Origin of the sequence: Granulicatella elegans ATCC 700633, from assembly GCF_000162475.2 — a bacterium.
GTDB lineage: Bacteria > Bacillota > Bacilli > Lactobacillales > Aerococcaceae > Granulicatella > Granulicatella elegans.
This window is the reverse complement of sequence record NZ_KI391971.1, coordinates 1,686,678-1,710,762: the sequence shown is the minus strand read 5'-3', so window position 1 is coordinate 1,710,762 and position 24,085 is coordinate 1,686,678. Positions and strand designations below refer to the sequence as shown.

The following is a 24,085-nucleotide window of genomic DNA, read 5'->3' as shown; positions in this document are numbered from 1 at the left end:
GCTACTGGCGACCTCGCAAACAAAAAGCATTTTTCTTCTTTCTTTTACTACGAAAAAAATGTATGCACTTTCTTATAAACACGCAAAGAAAGACCCTCAAAACCTTGACAAATCGCCAATTTCACGCTAAAATAATGTAACGCAATAAGTGTAACTATAGTCTTGCGGGAAACTGAAATATTGTCCAGAAATCCCGTGAATATTAGGAAAAACAAAAGAATGAGCACTCTTTTTAATAAGGGATAAAGAAATTCTTTTGGTTTTTTTTTGTTCAAAAACGACTTTCAGGCGGCATTTGTTACGAAAACTTAACAATGTAATAAATTTGTAATATTTATTCATAAAATTATGATATAGGGGTGGAAGAGTTGGCACATCATGATGTGAAATACGGTAAACACCGTGTGCGTAGAAGTTATGCACGAATCAGTGAAGTATTAGAATTACCAAATCTAATTGAAATTCAAACTGATTCTTACCAATGGTTCTTAGATGAAGGGATTCGTGAAATGTTTAAAGACATCTCACCAATCGAAGACCATACAGGTAATTTATCATTAGAATTTTTAGATTATGAATTACATGCTCCAAAATATAATCTTGCTGAAGCAAGAAATCACGACGCAAATTATGCAGCACCAATTTATGTAAAAATGCGTTTAGTGAATAAAGAAACTGGAGAAGTAAAAGACCAAGAAGTCTTCTTTGGAGATTTCCCATTAATGACAGAAATGGGAACATTTATCATTAATGGTGCAGAACGTGTTATTGTATCTCAATTAGTACGTTCACCAGGTTCATACTTCCATGACCGCCCAGATAAAAATGGTAAAGCCTTATATGGCGCAACTTTAATTCCTAACCGTGGTGCATGGTTAGAATATGAATCAGATTCAAAAGATATTTCATATGTACGTATTGACCGTACTCGTAAAATTCCATTAACAGTATTAGTTCGTGCGTTAGGTTTTGAATCAGATGATACAATTTTAGAAATCTTCGGTGAAAGTGAAACATTACGTTTAACATTAGATAAAGATGTTCATAAACGTATGGATGAATCACGTACAGAAGAAGCCTTAAAAGACATTTATGATCGTCTACGCCCAGGTGAACCAAAAACAGCTGAAAGTTCACGTAACTTATTAACAGCTCGATTCTTTGATCCACGTCGTTATGATTTTGCGGCAGTAGGTCGTTATAAAGTAAACAAAAAATTAAACTTAAAAACACGTTTATTAAATCAAACAATTGCTGAAAACATCGTACATCCTGAAACAGGAGAAATCGTTGTTGAAGCAGGAACAGTTCTTGAAAAAGAAATTATGGAAAAAGTAGCACAAGCATTAGAAGCAGGAGCAAACTTATTTACATTATATCCTTCAAGTGAAGGGGTTATCCAAGAACCTGTAACGATTCAATCTGTTCAAGTGTATTCACCACAAGATCCTGAAAAAGTGATTAAAGTAATCGGAAATGCAAATATTCCAGATGAAATTAAATGTGTAACAGCAGCTGACGTTTTAGCTACAATTAGTTACTTCTTAAACTTATATGAAGGCATCGGTTCAACAGACGATATCGACCACTTAGGTAACCGTCGTATTCGTTCAGTAGGTGAATTATTACAAAATCAATTCCGTATCGGTTTATCTCGTATGGAACGTGTGGTTCGTGAACGTATGTCTATCCAAGATGTTGCGACAGTAACGCCACAACAGTTAGTAAATATTCGTCCTGTAGTAGCAGCGATTAAAGAATTCTTTGGTTCATCTCAATTATCTCAATTCATGGACCAAACAAACCCATTAGGAGAATTAACTCACAAACGTCGTCTATCAGCCTTAGGACCTGGTGGTTTGACTCGTGACCGTGCCGGATATGAAGTTCGTGACGTACACTATTCTCACTATGGTCGTATGTGTCCGATTGAAACTCCTGAGGGACCAAACATCGGGTTGATTAACAGTTTATCATCATACGCTAAAATTAATAAATATGGATTTGTTGAAACTCCATACCGTCGTGTAGACTGGAAAACTCATAAAGTAACAGATAAGATTGATTATTTAACAGCAGATGAAGAAGACCGCTATGTAGTAGCGCAAGCAAACTCACCATTAAATGAAGATGGAAGCTTCGTAAACGATGTAGTAATGGCTCGTTACGTATCAGAAAACTTAGAAGTTCCTGTAGAACGTGTAGATTACATGGACGTATCTCCAAAACAAGTAGTTGCTGTTGCGACAGCATGTATCCCGTTCTTAGAAAACGACGACTCAAACCGTGCGTTAATGGGTGCCAACATGCAACGTCAAGCAGTTCCGTTATTAAATCCAAAAGCACCATTTATTGGTACTGGTATGGAATATGTAACAGCGCATGACTCTGGGGTAGCTTTACTATGTAAACGTGAAGGTATCGTAGAATTTGTTGATGCAAATCAAGTACGTGTACGTACTGCAGATGGTTCATTAGACCAATATAATATTACTAAATTCCATGGTTCAAATGCTGGTATGTGTTATAACCAACGTCCAATCGTTTCAAAAGGAGACAAAGTAGAAGTTGGGGAAATCCTAGCAGATGGTCCTTCAATGGAACAAGGAGAATTAGCATTAGGACAAAATGTTCTAGTTGCATTCATGACTTGGGAAGGATACAACTATGAGGATGCGGTTATCATGAGCGAACGTCTTGTAAAAGATGACGTATATACTTCAATCCATATTGATGACTATGATTCAGAAGCTCGTGATACAAAATTAGGACCAGAAGAAATTACCCGTGAAATTCCAAACGTTGGGGAAGATGCATTGAAGAACCTTGACGAAAACGGAATTATCCGTATCGGTGCGGAAGTTAAAGATGGGGATATCTTAGTTGGTAAAGTTACTCCTAAAGGATTAACAGAACAATCACCAGAAGAACGTTTATTACATGCAATCTTCGGTGAAAAAGCCCGTGAAGTACGTGATACATCATTACGTGTTCCTCATGGAGGAGGCGGTATCGTTCGTGATGTACGTGTATTCACTCGTGCAGCAGGTGATGAATTAGCGCCAGGAGTAAACAAATTAGTTCGTGTATACATTGTTCAAAAACGTAAAATTAATGAAGGGGATAAGATGGCCGGACGTCACGGTAATAAAGGGGTAGTTTCTCGTATTATGCCGGAAGAAGATATGCCATTCTTACCTGATGGAACACCAGTTGATATCATGTTAAACCCATTAGGGGTACCATCACGTATGAACATTGGACAAGTATTAGAGTTACACTTAGGGATGGCAGCTCGTGAATTAGGTATCTACATTGCAACACCAGTATTTGATGGTGCGCAAGATGAAGATGTTTGGGGAACTGTTGCAGAAGCAGGTATGGCTCGTGATGCGAAAACAATTTTATATGATGGACGTACAGGGGAACCATTTGATAACCGTGTATCAGTAGGTGTAATGTACATGATTAAACTTGCTCACATGGTTGATGACAAACTTCATGCTCGTTCAATTGGACCTTACTCATTAGTAACTCAACAACCTCTTGGAGGTAAAGCTCAATTTGGTGGACAACGTTTCGGAGAAATGGAGGTATGGGCGCTAGAAGCATATGGTGCTGCATACACATTACAAGAAATCTTGACATACAAATCAGATGACGTTGTTGGTCGTGTGAAAACTTACGAATCAATCGTGAAAGGTCAACAAATTTCTAAACCAGGTGTACCTGAATCATTCCGCGTATTAGTAAAAGAATTACAAGCTTTAGGTCTTGATATGAAAGTATTAGACGCAAATGATGAAGAAATTAAGTTAGAAGACATGGACGATGATGCTCGTATGAATTTCAATGATGTTGAAAAAATGAGCGAAAAAACACGTAAGTTAAATGAATATTCTGACCGTATTGCTGAACTTTCTGGAGAAAAAACAGAAGTAGTTGAAACAGCAGTAGAAGAAACTGAAGAAATTCAAGATTCAGAAGATACAGAAGAAACTTTAGACTAAGAATAACTATTGGAATCGTAGGGCAATTCCAAAGAAGAGGGAGGTTGGCCCCTTGATAGATGTAAATAATTTTGAAAGTATGCAAATTGGTTTAGCGTCTCCTGATAAGATTCGTGAATGGTCATATGGTGAAGTAACCAAACCAGAAACAATCAACTATCGTACTTTGAAACCAGAACGTGATGGTCTATATTGTGAAAAGATTTTTGGACCAACTAAAGATTTAGAATGTTCATGTGGTAAATTAAAGAAAATTAATAATAAAGGAAAAGTGTGTGATCGCTGTGGCGTTGAAGTAACTCGCTCAAAAGTTCGTCGTGAACGTATGGGACATATCGAATTAGCTGCGCCAGTATCACATGTTTGGTACTTTAAAGGAATTCCTAGCCGTATGGGACTTGTGTTAGACATGAGTCCTCGTGCGTTGGAAGAAATCATTTATTTTGCAAGCTATGTTGTTATCGATGCTGGTGATACAACATTAATGAAAAAACAATTATTAAGTGAACGTGAATACCGTGAAAAACGTATGGAATTTGGAACTCGTTTCCACGCAGCAATGGGTGCGGAAGCTGTTCAAGAATTATTAAACAATGTTGACTTAGAAGCTGAAATTGCAGAATTAAAAGAAGAGTTAAAAACAGCTCAAGGACAAAAACGTACTCGTGCAATCCGTCGTTTAGATATTTTAGATGCTTTCCGTGAATCAGGAAATAAACCTGGTTGGATGGTAATGGATGTTATTCCAGTTATCCCACCTGATTTACGTCCAATGGTTCAATTAGAAGGTGGACGTTTTGCAACAAGTGACTTAAATGATTTATACCGTCGTGTAATCAACCGTAATAATCGTCTAAAACGTTTATTAGAATTAAATGCTCCACGTATCATCGTTCAAAATGAAAAACGTATGTTACAAGAAGCAGTAGATGCTTTAATCGATAATGGTCGTCGTGGCCGTCCAGTAACAGGACCAGGTAACCGTCCATTAAAATCATTAAGTCATATGCTTAAAGGGAAACAAGGTCGTTTCCGTCAAAACTTACTTGGTAAACGTGTAGACTACTCCGGACGTTCTGTAATCGTAGTAGGACCAAACTTGAAGATGTATCAATGTGGTTTACCAAAAGAAATGGCAATTGAATTATTCAAACCATTCGTAATGAAAGAATTAGTAGAACGTGAAATTGCTGGAAATATTAAGAGTGCAAAACGTAAAATTGAACGTTTAGACGATGATATTTGGGCAGTTTTAGAAGAAGTAATTCGTGAACACCCAGTTCTATTAAACCGAGCACCTACTCTTCACAGATTAGGAATTCAAGCATTCGAACCAACTCTAGTAGAAGGTCGTGCAATTCGTCTTCACCCATTAGTGTGTGAGGCCTACAATGCCGACTTCGACGGAGACCAAATGGCGGTTCACGTGCCACTTTCACAAGAAGCTCAAGCAGAAGCTCGTTTATTAATGTTAGCGGCACAAAATATCTTAAACCCTAAAGATGGAAAACCAGTAGTAACTCCATCTCAAGATATGGTTTTAGGAAACTATTACTTAACATTAGAACAAGAAGGTCGTGTTGGAGAAGGAATGTACTTCAAAGACATGAACGAAGCAATGTTAGCATACCAAAATGGATATGTTCATTTACACAGCCGTATTGCAATTCACGCAAGTGCGCTTCCTCATAAACCATTTACAGAATGGCAAAAAGAACGCATGTTAGTAACGACAGTTGGTAAATTATTATTCAATGAAATTATGCCTGACGAATTCCCTTACTTAAATGAACCATCAATGGAAAACTTAGAAGTAGCTACTCCAGATAAATACTTCTTAGAACCAGGTTCAAATATTAAGGAAGAAATTGCAAAACAACCAATCGTTTTACCATTCAAGAAGAAAAACTTAGGTCAAATCATTGCGGAAGTCTTCAAACGTTTCCACATTACAGAAACATCAATGATGTTAGACCGTATGAAAGACTTAGGATATAAATATTCAACTCGTGCTGGTTTAACAGTAGGGATTGCAGATATTTCTGTTGCAGGAAATAAAAAGACAATTCTTTCAGATGCACATAACCAAGTTGATGAAATTTCTAAATTATTCCGTCGTGGTTTAATTACAGATGACGAAAGATACGAACGTGTTATCGAAACATGGAATGCTGCAAAAGATGAAATCCAAAGCGCATTAACGAAAACACTTGGTGCTCGTAACCCAATCTTCATGATGAGTGACTCTGGAGCCCGTGGTAACATCTCTAACTTTACACAGTTAGCGGGGATGCGTGGATTGATGGCCGCTCCGAATGGTAAAATCATGGAATTACCGGTAACATCTAACTTCCGTGAAGGGTTAACGGTTATGGAGATGTTCTTATCAACACACGGTGCCCGTAAAGGGATGACGGATACTGCCTTGAAGACAGCCGACTCAGGTTACTTAACTCGTCGTTTAGTAGACGTAGCTCAAGACGTAATTATCCGTGAAACAGATTGTGGTTCTGATCGTGGGTTAACAATTTCAGCAATCCGTGAAGGAAATGAAATGATTGAAACATTAGAAGAACGTATGATTGGACGTTATGCACAACGTTCTGTAAAAGATCCAGTAACTGGTGAAGTATTTGTTGGTCACAATGAATTAATTACAGAAGATATTGCTCGTAAAATTATTGATGCTGGTATTGAAGAAGTAACAATCCGTTCTGCATTTACATGTGATACTAAACATGGTGTATGTAAACATTGTTATGGACGTAACTTAGCAACAGGTTCAGAAGTAGAAGTTGGGGAAGCAGTTGGTACAATTGCCGCTCAATCTATCGGGGAACCTGGTACTCAGTTAACAATGCGTACTTTCCATACCGGTGGGGTAGCCGGAGACGATATTACTCAAGGTTTACCTCGTATCCAAGAAATCTTCGAAGCTCGTAATCCTAAAGGGGGAGCAACGATTACAGAAGTAACAGGTGAAGTTGTATCAATTGATGAAAATGCGGGAAGCCGTACTAAAGAAATCACAATTAAAGGTGCAACAGATACACGTACGTATACTGTTCCATTTACAGCTCGCTTAAATGTTGAAGAAGGACAAACAATCCATCGTGGTGAACCATTAACATCTGGTTCTATCGATCCCAAAGAATTATTACGTGTTCGTGATGTATTGTCAGTAGAAAACTACTTATTACGTGAAGTACAAAAAGTATACCGTATGCAAGGGGTAGAAATCGGAGATAAACACGTTGAGGTAATGGTTCGTCAAATGTTACGTAAAGTTCGTGTAATGGATCCAGGTTCAACTGAAATTTTACCAGGAACATTATTAGATATCGCAGACTTTACTGAACGTAACCGTTCTGCAATTATGAATGGTGAAGTTCCAGCGACTGCACGTCCAGTATTACTTGGTATTACAAAAGCTTCATTAGAAACAAATAGTTTCTTATCTGCAGCTTCATTCCAAGAAACTACTCGTGTGTTAACAGACGCATCTATTCGTGGTAAGAAAGACCACTTACTTGGACTTAAGGAAAATGTTATCATTGGTAAGATTATTCCTGCTGGTACAGGTATGGCTCGTTACCGTAATATGGAAACAAGCACTTCTACACCAGTTCAAACAGAAGAATTCGTTGAAGCTACTGAAGAGTTAGCGGAAGGAATTGTAACTGAAGGAACAGTGGAAGTAACAACAGAAGCTTAAAAGTTAGAAATTGACTTTCCAAATAGTAGTAAAGGACGCAAGCAGCCTCGCGAAGCGAGTCTCATTGCTAAACTTCGAGCCTAGGTCTCGAAGTTTCCTAGGAATAGTAGCCAGAAGAGTGGCTACTATTCACCTTACTACTATGGAAAGTCTTTTCTGTTGGACGTGTATTTATGAGAGAGCGTTAGAGATTAGACTTCTTTTATATACTACTATAGGAAGTCTTTTCTTTTTGTTTTTTTAGCGAACGTTTTCAAAATGATTAAAATTATGGTATAATCTTACAGTTAAGGTATTCAAATAATACCTATAAGGAGGAAGAGAGATGCAAAATTATTCAGAAGAAGGATTACAATATCATTTAAACATTCGTAAAGGAGACGTAGGTAAATACGTTATTTTACCAGGAGATCCGAAACGTTGTGCGAAAATTGCTGAACATTTTGAAGATGCAAAATTAGTAGCAGATAACCGTGAATATGTAACATATACAGGATACTTAGATGGAGAAAAAGTTAGTGTAACTTCAACAGGGATTGGTGGTCCATCCGCTTCAATCGCCTTAGAAGAATTAGTGAGAAGTGGTGCAGATACATTTGTTCGTGTAGGAACTTGTGGAGGAATTGATATCGATGTAAAAGGTGGCGATATTGTTATTGCTACAGGTGCCATTCGTACTGAAGGAACAACTCGTGAATATGCGCCAATCGAATTCCCAGCAGTTGCAAACTATGATGTTGTAACGGCGTTATTACAAGCAGGGAAAACATTAGGCTATACAACTCACGCAGGTATTGTTCAATGTAAAGATTCATTTTATGGACAACATGAACCAGAAGTAATGCCAGTTAGCTACGAATTACAACAAAAATGGGAAGCTTGGAAACGTCTAGGAGTAAAAGCTTCAGAAATGGAATCAGCTGCTTTATTTGTAGTAGCAAGCCATTTAGGTGTAAGAGTTGGTTCAACGTTTTTAGTAGTAGGAAACCAAGAAAGAAATGCAGCTGGATTAGAAAATCCAATTGTTCATGATACAGAAGCAGCGATTACAGTTGCTGTACAAGCATTACGTAACTTAATTGCACAAGACCGTCAAAAAGCATAAGGAAGGTGAATCATATGGAATTAAAAGAAATTTTAGCAACCGTCGATCATACCTTATTAACACAAAATGCTACGTGGGAAGAAATTCAACAAATTTTAGATGATGCGATTCATTATGGAACAGCTTCAGCTTGTATTCCTGCCAGCTATGTAAAACAAGCAGCAGAATATGTCAAAGGTAAATTACCGATTTGTACGGTTATTGGATTCCCTAATGGTTATTCAACAACAAGTGTAAAAGTTTTTGAAACAAAAGATGCCATTGCTAATGGAGCAAGTGAAATCGATATGGTCATCAATATTACGGATGTAAAAAATAAACGCTTCGACTTAGTAGAAGAAGAAATTCGTCAAATTCATGAAGCTTGCCAAGGAAGAATCTTGAAAGTAATCGTAGAGATTTGTTTATTAACAACAGAAGAATTGATTGAATTATGTAAAGTAGTGACTCGTGCTGGAGCAGAGTATATTAAAACATCAACTGGATTTTCAACAGGTGGAGCTACATTTGAAGCAGTAGCTTTAATGAAAGAACATGTAGGACCTTCAGTGAAAATTAAAGCTGCAGGTGGAATTTCTAGCTTAGAAGATGCAGAAAAATTCATCTCATTAGGTGCAAGTCGTTTAGGCACAAGCCGTATTGTAAAAATTATTAAAAATCAAGCAGTTGAAGAGAATAGCTATTAGTGAAATCAACTAAATAAGATAGGAAAAATCCTGTTAGTAAGAAATTACTAGCAGGATTTTTTGTGTGATAGAGGTATTGAAAAGGGAACAAGAAAAGAGTAGAATAAAACAAAGTTTAGGCATACCGAAAAATAGGGAGTTGATATAATGGGAGAATTATTTGAAAATAAAGTCTCTAAAACGATGCTGATGACACTTCAAGCAAAAGCGTTAGAAGGAGAACAAAAGAATCGATTGTTTATAGATCCAAAAGCCGAAGAAATGATGAAGCAAGTTCCATCAATAGTAAATATTTCTTTTTTTGATCAAATCGGAGTTTGTTTAAGAACGAAATATTTTGATGATTGCTGCAAAAAATTTATAAAGACTCATGAACATCCAGTTATCATTCAATTAGGCTGTGGTTTAGATGATAGGCAAGGAAGAATTGGAGCAGAAGATATTCCATTTTTCAGTGTAGACTTTTTAGATGTCATTACATTAAGACAAGAGTTTTTTGAAGAAACACCTACTTCACAGATGATTGCTGACTCGATATTAGATGATAAATGGATTCAAATAGTTAAAGAAAAATATCCAAAGGGAGATTACTTATTCATTATTGAAGGTGTGTTAATGTATTTTAAGACAAATGATATAAAGGAATTAGCGACAAAATTAGAGAGAGAATTTCATCAATATGAATGTTATTTCGATACGTTACAACATCATATGGTAGCTACTAAAAATAAACAAAAAGAATTTAGAGAACAGGGAGTACGAATGCATTGGGGACTATCTTCTCAAGAAGAGTTGTATGATTTATTTGGTAAATATGCAGAAATATTGAAAATAGACTACACAATGGCACAATATCCAAACCGATGGAAAGTAGTACATCGTATCGTTTCATGTATCCCGTTTATTCAAAAAGCCGCCATCTTAATCCAGTTGGGAATTAATAGATAGAAATATTTTGATATATTTTTATAGTAGTAAAAAACATAAAAGGGAAATTTGAGCTTATAGTCTCAAATTTCCCTTTTTACTTTAATTCTGGCAAGTTCTACAGAATCGTTTAATTCTAAGACCATAGGGGTCCCAACTTACCCTTTCTTCGCTAATAATGTCGCAAATCTAAAGCGAAGACGATTGCCGTTTTCGTCTATTTTGTGGAGTTCACCAAAGTCTTCATTATATTTTAAAATTTCCCAACCGGCATAATATTCTAGTAATTCGCCTTCTTTGAATGTAAATGGAAAATTCACAGGACAAGGTGCATCTTCAGTTGACATAGCAGCGACGATTAAATTATATCCACCAGAAGCAGTGTGCGATTGCATATTCTCAATGACATCTGGAATTACTTCTTCGTGTAAAAACATCAATACAACTGTTGATACAATCAAATCATATTGTCCACCAGGAATATCGGCACATTCAATGTCGTACGGTTCAACTTCTAGTGAAAGTCCTTCTTGAGTAGCTATTTCTTGTAATTTTTGTAAGCTTGGAACATTCCAATCCAATGAAGTGACGTCATACCCTAATGAAGCAAGGTATAAACTATTACGACCTTCTCCGCTTCCTAAGTCAAGTACACGTCCTTTTGGAATAAGTGGTTGAGCAGCTAAAACTTCAGAGTGAGTCTTTGTATAGCCATATTTTTTTGCAAAATAGTCCTCTTTTTTACAGAAAAATTCTAAATAACATTCGATATCGTCACTTGTTCCTGCAATTCGATGCCACTGTTGTGGTTCAACCAATGGAATAGGAGTAGTCGCATTTAATTGTACAGTATCAATGACACTACCATCTTCATTTAAAAATTCAAACGTAATTTCTCCTTTTAAAATATGAAGTTGAGCCCACGTACCTACCTTTGTATTATGCATTTTTTTAAACGGTTCAGGTAAAGTATCCGCCGTCCATAGGGGCATTTTTTTGTAAGAAATTAAATTGTTCATGTATATCACCTCGTAAGTTCATTGTAGAAAAAAGAAGAGGGATATGCAAGAAAAAGTTTATAGGTAAAACTTATAACAAGTGATAGTAATCTAGAAATTGACTGTAACAAACTTTGTTGGTATCCTAGTTTCATAGTCATAACGCACTGTGACAAGGAGAGTAAAAGTGAATCTGTTTTAGAGAGTCTCGGTTTGGTGAAAAGAGATAATAGTTGAAGCTTTGAAGATGGCCTTTGAGTGCTAATCGTTGAATCTTTAAACGATTACGGGAAAGCCCGATATAGCTTATCAGTTAGATATTTTAACTGATTGAGGCAGAATTTGTGAGAATTCTGTAAATTAAGGTGGTAACACGAGAGAACTCGTCCTTTGGTTGGTGAGTAAGACCAAAGAGCGGGCTTTTTATTTGCTTGAAAGGAGAAACGAATGATTGAATTAAAAAATATTGATGTGACATTTCAGCAATCAGGTAAAACCGTTGAAGCTGTGAAGCAAGTAAATATTACAATCGAAGATGGCGATATTTATGGAATTATCGGTTATAGTGGTGCTGGGAAAAGTACATTAGTACGTACCATCAATTTATTACAACGTCCAACAAATGGAACAGTAACTGTTTCAGGAGTGGAGTTAACAAGTTTAAAAGAGGCTCAATTAAGAGATGCTCGTAAAAAAATTGGAATGATTTTCCAACATTTCAATTTGATGAATACTTTATCTGTATTTGATAATGTAGCTTTTCCATTAAAACGCTCAGGATTATCTAAAGCGGAAATTAAGGAAAAAGTTGAGTCACTTCTACATTTAGTAGGATTGGAAGACAAAATTACAAGTTACCCAAGACAATTATCTGGGGGACAAAAACAAAGGGTTGCGATTGCTAGAGCGCTAGCAAATGATCCAGATGTTCTATTATGTGACGAAGCAACAAGTGCATTAGACCCTAAAACAACCGAATCTATTTTAGAACTTTTGAAAAAAGTAAACGAACAGTTAGGCATTACAATCGTGATTATCACTCACGAAATGCAAGTTGTAAAAGAGATTTGTAATAAAGTTGCCGTAATGGAACAAGGATTAATTATTGAACAAGGGTCAGTATTAGAAATCTTTACGAATCCACAAAAACCATTAACAAAAGATTTCATCGATACAGCAACACATATTAATAAAGGAATTGAAACAGTTCTACAACATGAACATTTACTAAACTTAAATCCTGGAGATGTTCTTGCGAAAATTTCATTTGTGGGTGCTTCAACAGGAGAACCACTGATTACGAAATTATCGACTCAATTCCAAGTAGCAGCGAATATTTTATTTGCCAATGTGGAAGTCATTCAAGAGACTGCTGTTGGAACTTTACTAGTAGGTTTATCTGGTGAAGCTGAAAAAATTCAACAAGCAATCGAATATATTCACCAATCAGGTGTTCAAACAGAAATTCTAGATGAACCAAAGGAGGTTGAATAAGATGAACTTACACCAATTATTTCCAAATATTGATGCTCGTGTAACTCAAGAAATTATTAAAAGTACCATTGATACTTTAATCATGGTCGGACTTACAGGGTTAATTGCTGGAGTATTAGGGATTGCTTTAGGAGTTGTTTTAGTAGTCACTCGTGAAGGCAATATTTTAGAAAATAAAATTTTGTATGCTACTTTAGATAAAGTGGTGAACTTATTCCGTTCGATTCCATTTATCATTTTAGCGATGTTATTAATCCCATTAACAAGATTAATTGTCGGAACTACAATTGGAATTCCTGGTGCGATTGTGCCACTAGTTATTGCGACTGTTCCATTCTTCTCACGACAAGTACAATTAGCTTTGTTAGAAGTAGATAAAGGTGTGATTGAAGCTTCAATCGCCATGGGATGTACACCATTGGAAATTATTTTCCGAGTGTATTTAAAAGAAGGATTGCCAAGTTTAATTCGTGCTTCTTCTCTAACAACAATCAGCTTAATTGGTTTAACAACAATGGCTGGTGCGTTTGGAGCTGGGGGAATTGGTAACTTAGCAATTTCAAGAGGATACAATCGATTCCAAGGAGACGTAATCGTAGTAGCAACGATTATTATGTTGATTATCGTATTTATCAGCCAAGCAGTCGGTGACTTCCTAGAAAAAAGAGCTACGAAATAACAGGATATGAGGCCGAGTTCAATTAAAACAAGATACGAGGCCGAACGCTCTGAAATGAATCACTGGAGCGACGCACTCACAATAAAAAGGATATTTAAACATATAAACACAAAGAAAAGAGGAATTTATAGATGAACATTAAAAAATTATTTGTAACAGCATTAGCAGGATTAACATTAGCAGCATGTGGTCAAGGAGCTCAAACTTCTTCAAACTCAAATCAAGCAGTAGATGCTAAAAAAGAAGCAAAAACAGTTAAATTAGGGGTTAACGCAGGAAACCATGATGTATGGGATGACGTTATTAAACGCTTAAAAGAAAAAGAAAACATCAATGTTGAATTAGTAGAATTTACTGACTATGTTCAACCAAACCAAGCATTAGAAAATGGAGATGTTGACTTAAACTCATTCCAAACAATTATTTACTTAGAACGTTTCAACAAAGAACAAAACACTCACATCAAACCAATTGGATATACAGTAATTGCTCCAATGGGTGTGTACTCTAAAAAAATTAAAAACGTTAGTGAGTTAAAAGAAGGGGATACTATCGCAATCCCAGAAGATACTTCTAACAACTCTCGTGCATTACGCTTACTACACGCAGCTGGCGTAATTAAATTAAAAGATGTAAACAACACATTAGCTACACAAGATGATATCGTAGAAAATCCTAAAAACATTAATATTAAAGAATTACCAGCTGGACAAACAGCTCGTGCTTTAGACGATGTAGCAGCTTCATTAATCAACAATGGTTTCGCAGTTGAAGCAGGATTCCAACCAACTAAAGATTCAATCTTTATCGAAGAAATCACAGATTCATCTCAACCATACTACAATGTAATTGCTGCTAAAGAAGGTAATGAAAATAACGAAGTTTACAAAACAATCGTTAAATACTACCAATCACCAGAAACAGCTAAAAAAATTGAAGAAGTTTCAAAAGGTGCAAACGTACCAGTTTGGGAAAAAGCTTCTTTAAAATAATTTCTAAGAATCAATCATTTTAATCATCATTTATCTCCAAAGAGGCATGCTAGTCATGCCTCTTTATTACAATAGAAAGAAGGAAATTTAATGAGCCAAATTAAAGAAAAAGCACAAGCTTTAACAGAAGAGTTAGTAGCACTTAGAAGACATTTTCATGAAAATCCAGAATCAAGCTTAAAAGAATATAAAACAGCAGAAAAAATTCAAGAGGAATTAACAAAATTAAAGATTCCATTTGAAAAAATTGCAGACACTGGAACGTTAGCGATTATTAAAGGAGGAAAAGGCGAAGGAAAAACAATTCTACTTCGTGCAGATATTGATGCATTAGAATTACCGGATTGCACGAATAAACCATATTCTTCTAAAAATGAAGGTTTAAACCATGCTTGCGGACATGATGCTCACACAGCAATGGGGTTAGGAGCTGCTAAAGTATTAAATGAATTAAAAGATACATTTGCTGGAACAGTGTATATTGCCTTCCAACCAGCTGAAGAAATCGGAGCAGGTGCAAAACAATTTGTAGCTTCAGGGAAAATTGATCATATTGATGAAAGTTTTGCTATCCATGTAAATTCAGGATTACCAGTAGGTACTTTTGCAGTTCAAGGTGGACCAGTGAATGCTTCTTGTGATATTTTCAAAATTAAAGTAACCGGAAAGAGTGCACACGTAGGTCGCCCTCACTTAGGTCATGATGCATTAGTGACAGCAAGTGAAATTGTTGTAGCATTGCAAACGATTGTAAGTCGTGAAGTAGAACCAGGTGATCGTGCAGTAGTAGGAGTAGGGAAACTACATGCTGGAACTCGCTATAATATCGTAGCAAATGATGCGTTATTAGAAGGAACGATTCGTGCGTTTAGTCATACAACAAGAGCACATTTAAAAGAAGCAGTGACTAGAATTGCTCAAGGAATTGCAATAACTCACCGTTGTGAAGTTGAAGTGGATTGGTATGATGCAGCAGCACCTGTTATTAATACTCATGAATTAGCAGAGAAATTCCAACTAGTGGCGAAAACGGTGGATTCTATCGATCATATTATTACTAAATACGAATTAGCAATGGGAGCAGATGACTTTGCAGATTATTTAGTAGGTAAACCAGGGGTTTATGGGTTATTAGGAAGTCAATCTGGAGAAGAAACAGCATATGGACATCACCATGAAAAATTTGATATTGATGAAGCAGTCTTGCCGATTGGAGTAGAACTAGAAGTTAACTATATTTTAAATCGTTTAGCTAATTAGAAGGAGGATTCTATGGAAGAGAGAATTTTAAGCATTTTAGAAGAAATCTGTGAAGATGAAGTTATTTATGAAGATAAGGATATCAATCTAAAAGAAGAAGGACTAATGGATTCGTTAGCTTTTGTAGAATTACTCGTTCGATTAGAAGAATTTGGACTTGAAGTTGCTCCTACTGAAGTGACTTATGAGGAGATTGATACACCGAATAAAATTATCAATTATGTGAAGTTGAAAGCTAAATAGTTTAAATATTAATATAAATGAATAGGAATTAGTAGATAGCTATAAAAGTTGTAATAGTCAAAAATTAATGATAAAATCTAAGTGATATAAATAAATAAAAATTAAATTTTGGAGGGTTTTAAATGAAAAATAAATTCCTTATTACAGGGTTAGCAACAGCTACATTATTATCAACAGCAGCATTAACTCAATTATCACCTAGTGTGTATGCTGCAACAACTACACAACCAAGTGCTGAAGAAAAAGCAAAACAAGATGAAATTTTAGCTAATTTTGATAAAGCGCTAGCAGAAACTATTAAAGGATTAGAAGAAGAAGCAAAAAATGATCCAGATTCAGCTGAAAGTATTAAAGAGACAATTGCAAAATTAAAAGCAGAAGCAGCTAAAGAGAAAGCTAAAATTGTTGAGGGTTTCAACGCTGGAAAAACTGCAGATGCTACTGAAAATGAAATAGAAGAAATTGCTAAAGAAGAGGAAGCAGTAGAGGCAGAAGAAGCTAAAGCAGAAGAAGAAGCTCAAAAAGAATTTTTAGCGAATTTTGATAAAGCATTAGAAGATGCAATTGCAGAATTAAAAAAAGCGGATACTCAAAATGATCCTGAATTAGCAAAACAAGTTGAAGATGCAATTGCAAAATTAAAAGAAGAAGCAGCTAAACAGAAAAAAGAAATCGAGGATGGTTTCAAAAATGGTTTAACTGTAGAAGAAGCCGAAAAAGCAATCGATGATGCAAATAATAAAGCAGCAGAAGAAGCAAAAGCAGAAGCTGAAGAAAAAGCAAAACAAGATGAGTTCTTAGCAAATTATGATAAAGCATTAGAAGAGGCAGTCAAAGAATTAGAAAAAGCTGAAACTAATAGTCCAGAAGAAGCAAAAGCAAAAGCTGATACAATTGCAGCGTTAAAAGCAGCATCAGACGCAACAAGAAAACAAATCGTAGAAGGCTTCGAAAAAGGATTAACTGTAGAAGAAGCAGAGAAATTAATCGATGAATTAAATAAAAAAGCAGCAGAAGAAGACAAAGAAGCGGCAGCAAAAGAGAAAGCAGCACAAGATGAGTTCTTAGCAAATTATGATAAAGCATTAGAAGAGGCTGTCAAAGAATTAGAAAAAGCTGAAACGAATAGTCCAGAAGAAGCAAAAGCAAAAGCTGATACAATTGCAGCGTTAAAAGCAGCATCAGATGAAACAAGAAAACAAATTGTAGAAGGCTTCAAAAAAGGATTAACAGCAAAACAAGCTGAAGAATTAATCGATAAAGCAAATGAAAAAGCAGCAGAAGAAGATAAAGAAGCTGCTGCAAAAGAAAAAGCAGCACAAGACGAGTTCTTAGCAAATTATGATAAAGCATTAGAAGAGGCTGTCAAAGAATTAGAAAAAGCTGAAACGAATAGTCCAGAAGAAGCAAAAGCAAAAGCAGATACAATTGCAGCATTAAAAGCAGCATCAGATGAAACAAGAAAACAAATTGTAGAAGGCTTCAAAAAAGGATTAACAGCAAAACAAGCTGAAGAATTAATCGATAAAGCAAATGAAAAAGCAGCAGAAGAAGATAAAGAAAAAGCAAATAAACCAGCTCCAAAAGATGAAACTAAACCAGCTGAACAACCTAAATCAGATAAAGTTGAATCTTCAAATGGTCAAGAAGCTCCAGTTAATGAAGTTCCAGAATTTGATTTATCTACATTAGAAACAGCAACAGGTACACAAACGCAAGCTTCATCAACACAAACAGCACAGGCAGCAAATGCACAAGCTCAAGAAGCTCCAACTGCTAATACGCCAGCAAGAACATCAGCAAATTCAGCTCAAGCAGCTACAGAAGAAAAACCAGCTGAAAAATCAGCTGTAGCTCTAGCAGTTGCAGAAGCACCAAAAGCTGAAGAAAGCAAACAAGCAGAATTACCAAATACAGGTTCAGCAGAGTTTACAGTATTCACTCCAGCTGTATTATCAATCTTAGCAGGTCTAGGATTAGTAGCACCAAAAGGTAAAAAAGAAGACCAATAAAAACTGAATTCTTAAATAACAAAAGGATGATGAGCAGTGCCCATCATCCTTTTTGCGTTTCTATAAACCTTTTATCACTTCGTCAATCGTTGCTTTATCTTTTACTTCATCGATAACATTTTTGATTTTTCCTTCTTGATCGACAAAAATCATTGTTGGAATCGAATGAATTTCTAAAGCTTTTTGGAAGCTTTTTTCTTTATCTGAGTAATAATTAAATTCTAAACCTTTTTCTTTTAAGAAGGCTTGTGCTTTTTCAGGTGTTTCTCCTTTAACAAGTAAGTTGACTAAAACAAATTCAACAGAGTCGTGATAGTCTTTTCTTAATTCATTTAGAATAGGAAGTTCTTGTTGGCAATCTGGACACCAGCTAGCCCAGGCGACATAGACAATTTTCTTCCCTTTAAAATCAGCAGGAGTTTTTTGTTGCGCGTCTGCTGTTTCAAATGCAAAGTTTGGTAAAGCTTCTCCAATTAAATCAGTAGTAGATTTTTCTTTTGCAGCAGTTGTTGTAGCTGTGGTTGTAGTCGTGTTATTTGTAGTTGACGTTGATTGACATCCGGCAGCTAGTACGAATAGACTTCCAAATAAGATTGAATGTGTTAGGAATTTTTTATAGTTTTTCATAAAATATCTCTCCTTTAAAACGATACGTTCATTGTATCACATTGGATGGAAGAAAAAAAGGAACCTTCAAAAGGAAGGCTCCATCTATTTTAGTGAGTTTTTGATAATTAGGCTTGAATGCTGAATGTATATTTATGACCTTGAGTTAAGCTGTGGTAGAATCCTTTTCCTTCATATAATTGAAATACTTGTACACCAGCACGTTGTGAATCATCTGGATACACATTTTTAACAAATGGATTGCCTGCCAAGATTTCCTCTAATCCTTCTTTACCCAGTTCACGTACTTTTCCTTCGATACGAATGACTTGAATTAAGTAATCATCGTGTGAAAATGCTGCAATTGCGACATTAGGATTTTCTTGTAATTGTTTGTAGAAATGAGTTTGTGGGCTTGTCATAAAGAATACACCATGTTCATTAGCAACACCGATGTGAATTGGACGAGAATGAGGTTTTCCGTCTTTATCCACTGTAGCAAAAATGGCTACTTCCAAGTCCTCTAAAATGCTTAAAATTTCTTCTGTATTCATATTAACACTCCTTTTTTAATAATTGTTTTATTTGTTTCTCGATGGATAAGGGAGAAGTAGTTGGGGCAAATCTAGCAACGACTTTTCCGGATGCGTCTACAAGGAATTTTGTAAAATTCCATTTAATGGAACTACCTAATAGTCCTTTTGTTTCTTCTTTTAATAGTTTAAATAATGGATGTGTTTCTGGGCCGTTAACGAGTACTTTACCAAACATTGGGAAAGTAACTTGGTAATTGAATTGGCAACTTGAAGCAGCTTCCTCTGCGCTTAATGGTTCTTGATTGCCAAATTGATTACATGGGAATCCTAGAACGCTAAATCCTTGTTCGTGATATGTTTCGTATAAGTTTTGTAATTGGGCAAATTGTGGAGCTAATCCACATCCACTAGCGGTATTGACAATGAGTAATACTTGCCCTTTATAGGCTTCTAATGTACTAGTTCCATCTAATGTAGGAACTTCTATTTCATAAAGTGACATGACTTCCTCCTATATTAAATGATAATGTTTTAACCCTTGGATGACGCCACCTTTATCATGGTCTGCACTAACATAGTCTGCTTTTTCTTTTATCAAGGGAATGGCATTTCCCATAGCAATCGAAATATCAACTTCTTGAAACATTTCTAAATCATTAGCACCATCTCCAAAGGCGTATGTAGTGATAGAATTGTTATTTAAGGTGCGAATTAATGCACGAATGCCTGTGGCTTTTGAATTTCCAGCGGTAATGACATCTAATGCATAAGGAAAATTTCGAATAAATTTTAATTCTGGAAAAGCTTGTTGATAAGCTTCATCATTATTATCTCTTGAAAGTAAGAGCATCATATTCACGACTTGTTCTTTATAAAATGTTGGAACAATATCTGGTGTTGGTGTATGAATATATCCGTAGGCTTCTTGTGCAAATGGGACTGTTTCGATGATTTTAAAGGCATCGACATTATAACAAGTGATTCCATGACGATGTTCTTTTGCAAATTGTAGCAGTCTTTCAATCGTTTCTTTTGGAATTTCATGATGAATCAATTGCTCACCTTTGAAAATAACGACTTGTCCATTCATAAAAACTCCAGAATGAATATTCGTAGAGCGAATGACTTCCGAAACTTCGATAGGAGATCTTCCTGTTGCTAGAAGTGGTTCATACCCGTTATCCTTTAATTGTTGAATCGCTTCTATGACTTCAAGGTCGACTTGGCCTTTTTTATTTAAGAGTGTTCCATCCAAGTCAAAAAATACTAAACCTTTCATAAAAACCTCCTTTTCATATTACGTTCATTATATCACGAAAGTGGAAAGAATAGGGGATGGATGCTTAAAAAAATCGTGTTAGTCTAAAGAAATTAAGGGCAATTGGTAGTAATTACACTATATTTATGGTAGAATTGGAAAGAATATTAATAGAGGAGGAAGATCCTTTGTATCAAACAATTTTAACATTGATGATTATTATTAGTGTGTTACTAATTATTATTGTAGCTATGCAACCATCGAAAACTAATGCAGCAAATTCATTATCAGGCGGTGCTGAGCAATTATTCGGAAAAACAAAAGCACGTGGATTTGAAGCATTCTTAATTCGAGTAACTGTTGGATTAGGAGCAATCTTTATGATTTTAGCAGTAGCCTTAGCGTACATTTCATCAAAATAAAAATGATTAAGCACAATGTTGAAGGAGTATCTCTAAGACATTGTGTTTTTCTATTATAGTAAATATTCATGAAAGGTAGGAGTGAACAACTTGGAAGCAATTTGGTTAGAAGAAACAACAAATAAACGGGCGGTTATATTATTTCATGCATATACTGGGAAACCAACAGATTTAAGAATGTTAGCTTCCTTTTTGCATCGCTATGATTATGCAGTCTATGTTCCAGCTTTTAGTGGGCATGAACATTCAAATGCATGTGAAATTTTAAAAGAAACACCAGAAAAATGGTATGAAGATGCTAAACAAGCGGTACAATTTGTTCGAAGTCAAGGGTATTCAACGATTGCTGCGCTAGGATTATCGATGGGAGGTATGATGGCAGCAGCACTAGCAACCGATCAATTAGTGGAAATTGCGGGAACATTTTGTTCTCCTGTTTCAAAAAGAAATGCGCAATTGCCTGATTTGTTGAAAAGTTTTATGGCTTTTGCTACTCATTCTGGGATGTGTGAAGAGGAAATGTTTTCAGTAGGGAAAAAAGCAAAACAACAATTATTAGATTTACATCATTTTTCAGCTAAAGTTGCAGAAAAATTAGAATACGTGACAGGTCCTTTTTATATTGCTCAAGGGGAATTAGATCGATTAGTTGATCCGGAAGTATCTATTGAAATGAAAGAAGCATTAGTGAATGCAGCTGTTGATTTTCATTGGTTTGAACAATCAGGGCATGTCATTACAGTCGGAAAAGAAAAAGCAGAATTTCAAGAATCTGTATTAGAATTTTTAAACCAACAAGAATGGAGGTAAGAAATGAGAGAATCATTGAGAACAGTTTTGGTGTCCTTTTTTGAGGAATATGCACCAGAAAGTTTTTATGTAAAAGAAATTAGTGAACATTTTGGGATGAATCAATCTCAAGATTTTAAAATATTAGTGAAAGAATTAGCCGCTTTAGAAGAAGAAGGCATTTTAGAATTAAATCGAAATGGAAAGTTTGGATTGAATCCTTTGAATCAAACATTAAAAGGAACATATCGTGCAAATGATAAAGGATTTGGATTTGTCACTGTAGTCGAAGGGGAACCAGATATTTTTATTCCTCGTGGAGATACAATGAGTGCGATGGATGGGGATGAAGTAGAACTAGTGATTACAGAACCAGCCGATAGCTATCGTCAACGATCTGCGACCGGGAAAATTGTCCAAATTATTCAGCGAAATACGACTCAAGTGGTAGGAATTTATACTCGCTTTAGTTCAGAAACTGCAGAAGATACAGGGTATTGCGGTGAAGTAGTTGTTAAAGACAAAAAATTAGCAGGTACTCGTTGCTTAATCCGTCCAAATGGATTGCATCCAGTAGATGGTACTGTTGTCATTGTAGAATTAACAAAATACACGAATGAAAAAAATCGTTCTTCATTAGAAGGAATTGTTGTTAAAGAAATTGGTTATAAAGATGCTGTTGGAATGGATATTTTAATGGTTTTACAACAATTACATATTCCAACAGAATTTCCACAAGAAGTGATTGACCAGGCAAATCTTGTTCCTGAAGTCATCACAGATGAAGATCGACAAGGACGTAAAGATTTACGTGGACAATTAACCGTGACTATTGACGGGGCAGATGCCAAAGACTTAGATGATGCTGTTGCACTTACAAAACGTGAAGATGGAACCTTTGAACTAACCGTTTCGATTGCAGATGTATCGTATTATGTAACGGAAAATTCAGCGATTGATAGGGAAGCATTTGAACGTGGAACAAGTGTGTATTTAACAGACCGTGTCGTTCCAATGTTGCCACAACGATTATCAAATGGAATTTGTTCTTTACATCCGCATGAAGAGCGACTAACGATGTCTTGTCGCATGGAAATTGACCGAAGTGGAACGATTTATCAATATGAGATTTTCCCAAGTGTCATTCGTTCAGATATGCGATTAACGTATAGTTTGGTGAATGAATTGTATGAGAAAAAAGAAGTCGAAATTCAAGATGAAATTCAGCAAATGTTGTTGGATATGAAAGAATTACATCATATTTTAGAAAGACGAAGAAAAGAACGTGGAGCGATTGACTTTGAAACACATGAAGCAAAAATTATTGTGGATGAACAAGGAGCCCCAATTGATATTCAAATTCGTGAACGTGGAGTTGCAGAACGATTAATTGAATCCTTTATGTTAGCAGCTAATGAAACAGTTGCGATGCATTATCAACGGAAAAATGTTCCGTTTATCTACCGTGTCCATGAACAACCACAACAAGAAAAAATGCAACGTTTCTTAGAATTTGTCACAGCATTTGGCATTAATATTAAAGGAACGAGCGACACCATTAGTCCGAAAAAACTGCAAAAAGCCTTAGATGAAGTTAAAGGGGAAACTTATGAAGCAGTTGTATCGACTATGATGCTACGTTCTATGAAACAAGCTAAATATGATATTATACCTTCTGGACATTATGGATTAGCTGCAGAAGATTATACTCACTTTACTTCACCGATTCGTCGTTATCCAGACTTAATTGTTCACCGTATGATTCGTCAATACGAAGGAAGTGGAAGTTTCCTATCGAAGCAACAAGAGGAATTAAATGCTTCTAAGCTAGAGAGAATTGCGGATCAATCAAGCAAAATGGAACGTTTAGCAGTTCAAGCAGAACGTGAAGTGGATGCGATGAAAAAAGCTGAATTTATGGCTGATAAGATTGGACAAGAGTTTGAAGGAATTGTTAGTTCTGTTACTAAGTTTGGAATGTTTGTGGAATTGCCAAATACCGTAGAAGGTTTAGTGCATATTACGCATATGAATCAAGATTACTTTAACTTTATTGAAAGTCATCTGGTCTTAATTGGTGAGAGAACAGGAGTAACTTATCGAATCGGAGATTGTGTTAAAGTAAAATTAATTAAAGTCGATGTAGAAGCGCATGAAATTGATTTTATTTTAGCGGCTGATAATGCAGATTTGATTACTCAAAACAAACGTCCAACTAAAGGAAAAGAAGTACCTAAGAAAGCTACAAAAAAAGAAAGTCGAAGTAAAAAATCGAAGAAGTCTTCTAAAAATAAAGGGAGACAACATTTTAAAGCGCAAGCAAAGCAAAAGCGTAGAAAAAAACATTCGTAAG

18 protein-coding genes, 1 pseudogene and 1 other annotated feature are annotated in these 24,085 nt (G+C 35.7%); of the genes and pseudogenes, 14 read left to right on the top strand and 5 right to left on the bottom strand.

Going from position 1 to position 24,085, the window contains the following annotated elements:
• Positions 1-359: 359 nt before the first annotated feature.
• The 5 genes and pseudogenes from rpoB to HMPREF0446_RS08205 all read left to right on the top strand — a co-directional run.
• Positions 360-3,837 (top strand): annotated as a pseudogene (gene rpoB / locus HMPREF0446_RS07885) (DNA-directed RNA polymerase subunit beta); the annotation flags it as partial.
• Between the two features lie 225 nt (positions 3,838-4,062).
• Entirely contained in the window at positions 4,063-7,725 is a 3,663-nt protein-coding gene (gene rpoC / locus HMPREF0446_RS07880; RefSeq protein WP_020991451.1) for a DNA-directed RNA polymerase subunit beta', read from the top strand.
• Positions 7,726-8,050: 325 nt separating this feature from the next.
• Entirely contained in the window at positions 8,051-8,830 is a 780-nt protein-coding gene (udp, locus tag HMPREF0446_RS07875) for a uridine phosphorylase (protein WP_006703899.1), read from the top strand.
• 14 nt (positions 8,831-8,844) lie between these two features.
• Positions 8,845-9,516 carry a deoxyribose-phosphate aldolase gene (gene deoC, locus HMPREF0446_RS07870; RefSeq protein WP_006703898.1) on the top strand — a complete coding sequence of 224 codons (672 nt, stop codon included), beginning with the start codon at positions 8,845-8,847 and terminating at the stop codon, positions 9,514-9,516.
• Between the two features lie 147 nt (positions 9,517-9,663).
• Positions 9,664-10,464, top strand: coding sequence for a class I SAM-dependent methyltransferase (locus HMPREF0446_RS08205; RefSeq protein WP_006703897.1), 801 nt, complete (start codon positions 9,664-9,666; stop codon positions 10,462-10,464).
• 137 nt (positions 10,465-10,601) lie between these two features.
• On the opposite strand, the gene tehB is transcribed toward HMPREF0446_RS08205, so the two are convergent.
• Positions 10,602-11,462 carry an SAM-dependent methyltransferase TehB gene (gene tehB, locus HMPREF0446_RS07860; RefSeq protein WP_020991450.1) on the bottom strand — a complete coding sequence of 287 codons (861 nt, stop codon included), beginning with the start codon at positions 11,460-11,462 and terminating at the stop codon, positions 10,602-10,604.
• A 139-nt stretch (positions 11,463-11,601) separates the two neighbouring features.
• Positions 11,602-11,835: a binding site (T-box leader), on the top strand.
• 53 nt (positions 11,836-11,888) lie between these two features.
• Between tehB and HMPREF0446_RS07855 the strand changes: the two genes are divergently transcribed.
• From HMPREF0446_RS07855 to HMPREF0446_RS07830, 6 genes are all read left to right on the top strand, one after another.
• A complete protein-coding gene (locus HMPREF0446_RS07855; protein WP_006703895.1) occupies positions 11,889-12,935 on the top strand; it encodes a methionine ABC transporter ATP-binding protein in 1,047 nt (348 codons plus the stop codon).
• A 1-nt stretch (position 12,936) separates the two neighbouring features.
• Positions 12,937-13,614: a methionine ABC transporter permease gene (locus tag HMPREF0446_RS07850; protein ID WP_020991449.1), complete on the top strand. Its 678-nt coding sequence runs from the start codon at positions 12,937-12,939 to the stop codon at positions 13,612-13,614.
• Between the two features lie 131 nt (positions 13,615-13,745).
• Positions 13,746-14,606: a MetQ/NlpA family ABC transporter substrate-binding protein gene (locus HMPREF0446_RS07845; RefSeq protein ID WP_006703893.1), complete on the top strand. Its 861-nt coding sequence runs from the start codon at positions 13,746-13,748 to the stop codon at positions 14,604-14,606.
• Between the two features lie 90 nt (positions 14,607-14,696).
• On the top strand, positions 14,697-15,866 hold the full coding sequence (locus HMPREF0446_RS07840) for a M20 metallopeptidase family protein (RefSeq protein ID WP_006703892.1): 1,170 nt from the start codon (positions 14,697-14,699) through the stop codon (positions 15,864-15,866).
• 12 nt (positions 15,867-15,878) lie between these two features.
• Entirely contained in the window at positions 15,879-16,109 is a 231-nt protein-coding gene (gene dltC / locus HMPREF0446_RS07835; RefSeq protein ID WP_006703891.1) for a D-alanine--poly(phosphoribitol) ligase subunit 2, read from the top strand.
• A gap of 122 nt (positions 16,110-16,231) precedes the next feature.
• Positions 16,232-18,121 carry an LPXTG cell wall anchor domain-containing protein gene (locus tag HMPREF0446_RS07830; RefSeq protein ID WP_020991448.1) on the top strand — a complete coding sequence of 630 codons (1,890 nt, stop codon included), beginning with the start codon at positions 16,232-16,234 and terminating at the stop codon, positions 18,119-18,121.
• Between the two features lie 60 nt (positions 18,122-18,181).
• Here HMPREF0446_RS07830 and HMPREF0446_RS07825 read toward each other — a convergent pair whose 3' ends face one another.
• The 4 genes from HMPREF0446_RS07825 to HMPREF0446_RS07810 form a co-directional block, all read right to left on the bottom strand.
• Positions 18,182-18,748 (bottom strand): TlpA family protein disulfide reductase, encoded by a 567-nt coding sequence (locus tag HMPREF0446_RS07825; protein WP_006703888.1) that lies wholly within the window; start codon positions 18,746-18,748, stop codon positions 18,182-18,184.
• A gap of 107 nt (positions 18,749-18,855) precedes the next feature.
• The gene (locus HMPREF0446_RS07820; RefSeq protein ID WP_006703887.1) at positions 18,856-19,281 is read right to left on the bottom strand and encodes a pyridoxamine 5'-phosphate oxidase family protein; all 426 of its coding nucleotides are present in this window, start codon (positions 19,279-19,281) and stop codon (positions 18,856-18,858) included.
• Between the two features lies 1 nt (position 19,282).
• Positions 19,283-19,765 (bottom strand): glutathione peroxidase, encoded by a 483-nt coding sequence (locus tag HMPREF0446_RS07815; RefSeq protein WP_006703886.1) that lies wholly within the window; start codon positions 19,763-19,765, stop codon positions 19,283-19,285.
• Between the two features lie 9 nt (positions 19,766-19,774).
• Positions 19,775-20,542, bottom strand: a complete 768-nt coding sequence (locus tag HMPREF0446_RS07810) for a Cof-type HAD-IIB family hydrolase (protein WP_006703885.1) — start codon at positions 20,540-20,542, stop codon at positions 19,775-19,777.
• Positions 20,543-20,709: 167 nt separating this feature from the next.
• On the opposite strand from HMPREF0446_RS07810, the gene secG reads away from it, so the two are divergent.
• The 3 genes from secG (at position 20,710) to rnr (ending at position 24,084) form a co-directional block, all read left to right on the top strand.
• Positions 20,710-20,943, top strand: a complete 234-nt coding sequence (gene secG / locus HMPREF0446_RS07805) for a preprotein translocase subunit SecG (protein ID WP_006703884.1) — start codon at positions 20,710-20,712, stop codon at positions 20,941-20,943.
• An 81-nt stretch (positions 20,944-21,024) separates the two neighbouring features.
• Positions 21,025-21,753, top strand: coding sequence for an alpha/beta hydrolase (locus tag HMPREF0446_RS07800; protein ID WP_006703883.1), 729 nt, complete (start codon positions 21,025-21,027; stop codon positions 21,751-21,753).
• Between the two features lie 3 nt (positions 21,754-21,756).
• A complete protein-coding gene (gene rnr, locus HMPREF0446_RS07795; protein ID WP_006703882.1) occupies positions 21,757-24,084 on the top strand; it encodes a ribonuclease R in 2,328 nt (775 codons plus the stop codon).
• The last annotated feature ends 1 nt before the right edge of the window (position 24,085 follow it).